Genomic DNA, 3386 nt, shown 5'->3' with positions numbered 1-3386 from the left:
GGTAAGCAGAGTTTTTGAAATGTAAGGCCTTTGAATAAGACAAAAGGCTGCCTCATCGCTAACTTTGCAACAGTGCCGGATTGAATATAACCGACGTGACTGTTACATTTAGGTGGCTAAACCCGTCAAGCCCTCAGGAGTGAATCATGACCGTAGTCACGACCGCCGATACCTCCCAACTGTACGCACTTGCAGCCCGACATGGGCTCAAGCTCCATGGCCCGCTGACTGTCAATGAGCTTGGGCTCGACTATAGGATCGTGATCGCCACCGTCGACGATGGACGTCGGTGGGTGCTGCGCATCCCGCGCCGAGCCGAGGTAAGCGCGAAGGTCGAACCAGAGGCGCGGGTGCTGGCAATGCTCAAGAATCGCCTGCCGTTCGCGGTGCCGGACTGGCGCGTGGCCAACGCCGAGCTCGTTGCCTATCCCATGCTCGAAGACTCGACTGCGATGGTCATCCAGCCTGGTTCGTCCACGCCCGACTGGGTCGTGCCGCAGGACTCGGAGGTCTTCGCGGAGAGCTTCGCGACCGCGCTCGCCGCCCTGCATGCCGTCCCCATTTCCGCCGCCGTGGATGCGGGGATGCTCATCCGTACACCGACGCAGGCCCGTCAGAAGGTGGCCGACGACGTTGACCGCGTCCGACGCGAGTTCGTGGTGAACGACAAGCGCCTCCACCGGTGGCAGCGCTGGCTCGACGACGATTCGTCGTGGCCAGATTTCTCCGTGGTGGTGCATGGCGATCTCTACGTGGGCCATGTGCTCATCGACAACACGGAGCGCGTCAGCGGGATGATCGACTGGAGCGAGGCCCGCGTTGATGACCCTGCCATCGACATGGCCGCGCACCTTATGGTCTTTGGTGAAGAGGGGCTCGCGAAGCTCCTCCTCACGTATGAAGCGGCCGGTGGCCGGGTGTGGCCGCGGCTCGCCCACCACATCGCGGAGCGCCTTGCGTTCGGGGCGGTCACCTACGCACTCTTCGCCCTCGACTCGGGTAACGAAGAGTACCTCGCTGCGGCGAAGGCGCAGCTCGCCGCAGCGGAATGAGCGAACGTCGATATAGCCCGCTCGCGACGCTGTTCGCGGCGACCTTTCTCTTCCGGATCGGCAACGCGGTGGCGGCCCTCGCGCTTCCATGGTTCGTCCTGTCTCATACAAAGAGCGCGGCCTGGGCGGGCGCCACGGCCGCTAGCAGCGTCATCGCGACCATCATCGGCGCGTGGGTTGGTGGTGGCCTCGTCGATCGGTTCGGGCGCGCGCCCGTCGCATTGATCTCGGGTGTGGTGGGCGGCGTGGCCATGGCGAGCATCCCACTGCTCGATGCCGTTGGCGCCCTCTCGAACACTGGGCTGATCGCTTGCGTGGTGCTCGGTGCCGCGTTCGACGCACCCGGTATGGCCGCGCAGGACAGTGAGCTGCCCAAACTCGGCCACGTCGCCGGGCTCTCCGTTGAGCGCGTCTCGTCACTGAAAGCGGTGATCGGGAACGTCGCGATTCTAGGTGGCCCGGCCCTTGGGGGGGCCGCAATCGGCCTGCTTGGCGCTGCGCCAACGCTCGGGCTGACGGCGTTCTGCTCCGTCCTTGCAGGTCTGCTCGGCGCGTGGGTGCTTCCCGCGCGTGCCGCTCGGACGATGACCACGACGGCGACTCTCTCCATGCGCGCCGGCGTCGCTTTTCTCTGGAGCGAACCCCTGCTGCGCCCTCTCTTTGGTATAGTGATGATCTTCGTGGGCATCGTTGGCGCCAACGGCAGCGTCATCATGCCTGCGCTGTTTGTAGATGCAGGACGCCAAGTAGCAGAGCTCGGGCTGTTCTCCTCAATGATGGGGGCTGGTGGTCTCCTTGGCATTGCCATTCATGCGTCGGTCGGCGCCCGGATATCAGCGCAGAACTGGCTGGCGGTGGCATTTTGTGGCTCTGCGGTGGGCTCGCTTCTGCTTTCACAGTTGCCAGGCGTGCCGGTGCTGATGTTGTTGGGCGCGCTCGTGGGACTGCTGACCGGCTCAGTCTCTCCCATTCTCAACGCTGCCATCTACAACCGCACGCCGCCAGAACTTCTCGGCCGGGTACTCGGCACGGTCTCGGCGGTGATGCTGTCAGCCTCGCCCATGGTTATGCTTGCGGCCGGCGCGTTTGTCGACCTTGCTGGTCCGCTCCCTGGCCTCGTTGTATCGGCCGTGTTTGCGGGGCTCGTGGCTCTACTCTCGCTCCGTCTTCAATTTGCTACAATGGCGGCGGCAGCCACAGCCTCCGCCCCAACCCATACAGAAGGTGAACACTGATGCCCCGCCCCAAGCTCAAGTCCGATGACGAGGTACTCGAGGCCGCCACCGTAGTGCTGAAGCGTTGCGGTCCCATAGAGTTCACGCTCAGCGGAGTAGCAAAGGAGGTGGGGCTCTCCCGCGCAGCGTTAATCCAGCGCTTCACCAACCGCGATACGCTGCTGGTGAGGATGATGGAGCGCGGCGTCGAGCAGGTGCGGCATTACCTGAATGCGATACCGATAGGCGCAGGGCCGCAAGGGCTCTGGGAATTTTTGCAGGTGCTCGTTCGGAGCATGAACACTCGCAACGACTTCTCGGTGAACTATCTCATCTCCTGGTACGAGCTCCAGGTGCCGGAGCTACGCACGCTTGCGATCCAGCGGAACCGCGCGGTGGTGGAGGGGATCCGCAAGCGACTGCCCCCAGGTGCTCCTGCGGCAGCTGAGTTGCTCCTGCACTCGGTCATCGCTGGCGCGACGATGCAGTGGGCCGTCGATCCGGATGGTGAGCTAGCTGATCATGTGCTGGCTCAGATCGCTGCCATCCTGTGTTTAATGTTTCCCGAACACGACGATTTCCAACTCCTCCAGGCACATGCGTAAACGGAGGTGTGCAGAGTCCCTGCGGCAGGCGACGAACACGACCGTCGTCGATTAGTACCGGTACGGTCGGTGGTATCGAAGTCTTGATCACCACTCAGGTCTACGGCTTACAAATGGTGACCATCCCGATACTTGCGTCAGAGCACCGGGCCGATTCTTTGACAGTGAATCACTCCCGTAAGGTTGTGCCGGTGTGGGTGTCCCGGGTCGAGACGATACTCCGCCAATGCGCCCAGCAAACAACCTGGCCATCGCAGGTGGTGGGGAGCGGTGTGGCGGATGAGTTGGACAAGTTGGTGTAGCAGCACGAGCACGGCGAGATAACATCGCAGGAGTTCGACATGCTCAAGAGACAGCTGATTGCGAATCGCGATGCAGATTCATAACCCGATTGCGGGTTGGCTTCACTCCACCATCACCGAGCAGACTAGCACGGCGGGCTCTGTTGCAAAGATTGGCGGCAGTCAGAGGTAGGCTGTCGCTCTGCGCCGATCAGGCGGCTGCTGCGAAATGGT

At 62.6% G+C, this 3386-nt stretch carries 3 protein-coding genes; all 3 read left to right on the top strand.

Annotated features, from left to right (window positions below; all coding sequences use genetic code 11):
* Window positions 1–146 precede the first annotated feature (146 nt).
* From QMN38_RS26375 to mphR(A), 3 genes are read left to right on the top strand one after another with little or no spacing between them, the layout of a single operon-like run.
* Entirely contained in the window at window positions 147–1052 is a 906-nt protein-coding gene (locus tag QMN38_RS26375) for an Mph(A) family macrolide 2'-phosphotransferase (RefSeq protein ID WP_000219391.1), read from the top strand.
* Window positions 1049–2287, top strand: coding sequence for a phosphorylated macrolide efflux MFS transporter Mrx(A) (gene mrx(A), locus QMN38_RS26370; protein ID WP_000004159.1), 1239 nt, complete (start codon window positions 1049–1051; stop codon window positions 2285–2287). The genes QMN38_RS26375 and mrx(A) overlap by 4 nt, the downstream gene beginning before the upstream one ends.
* Window positions 2287–2871, top strand: coding sequence for a macrolide-binding transcriptional repressor MphR(A) (mphR(A), locus tag QMN38_RS26365; RefSeq protein WP_001137892.1), 585 nt, complete (start codon window positions 2287–2289; stop codon window positions 2869–2871). The genes mrx(A) and mphR(A) overlap by 1 nt, the downstream gene beginning before the upstream one ends.
* Window positions 2872–3386 lie beyond the last annotated feature (515 nt).

Source organism: Citrobacter sp. R-1.5.2, assembly GCF_035064245.1.
Lineage (GTDB): Bacteria > Pseudomonadota > Gammaproteobacteria > Enterobacterales > Enterobacteriaceae > Citrobacter.
This window is presented reverse-complemented; position numbering and strand designations above follow the sequence as displayed.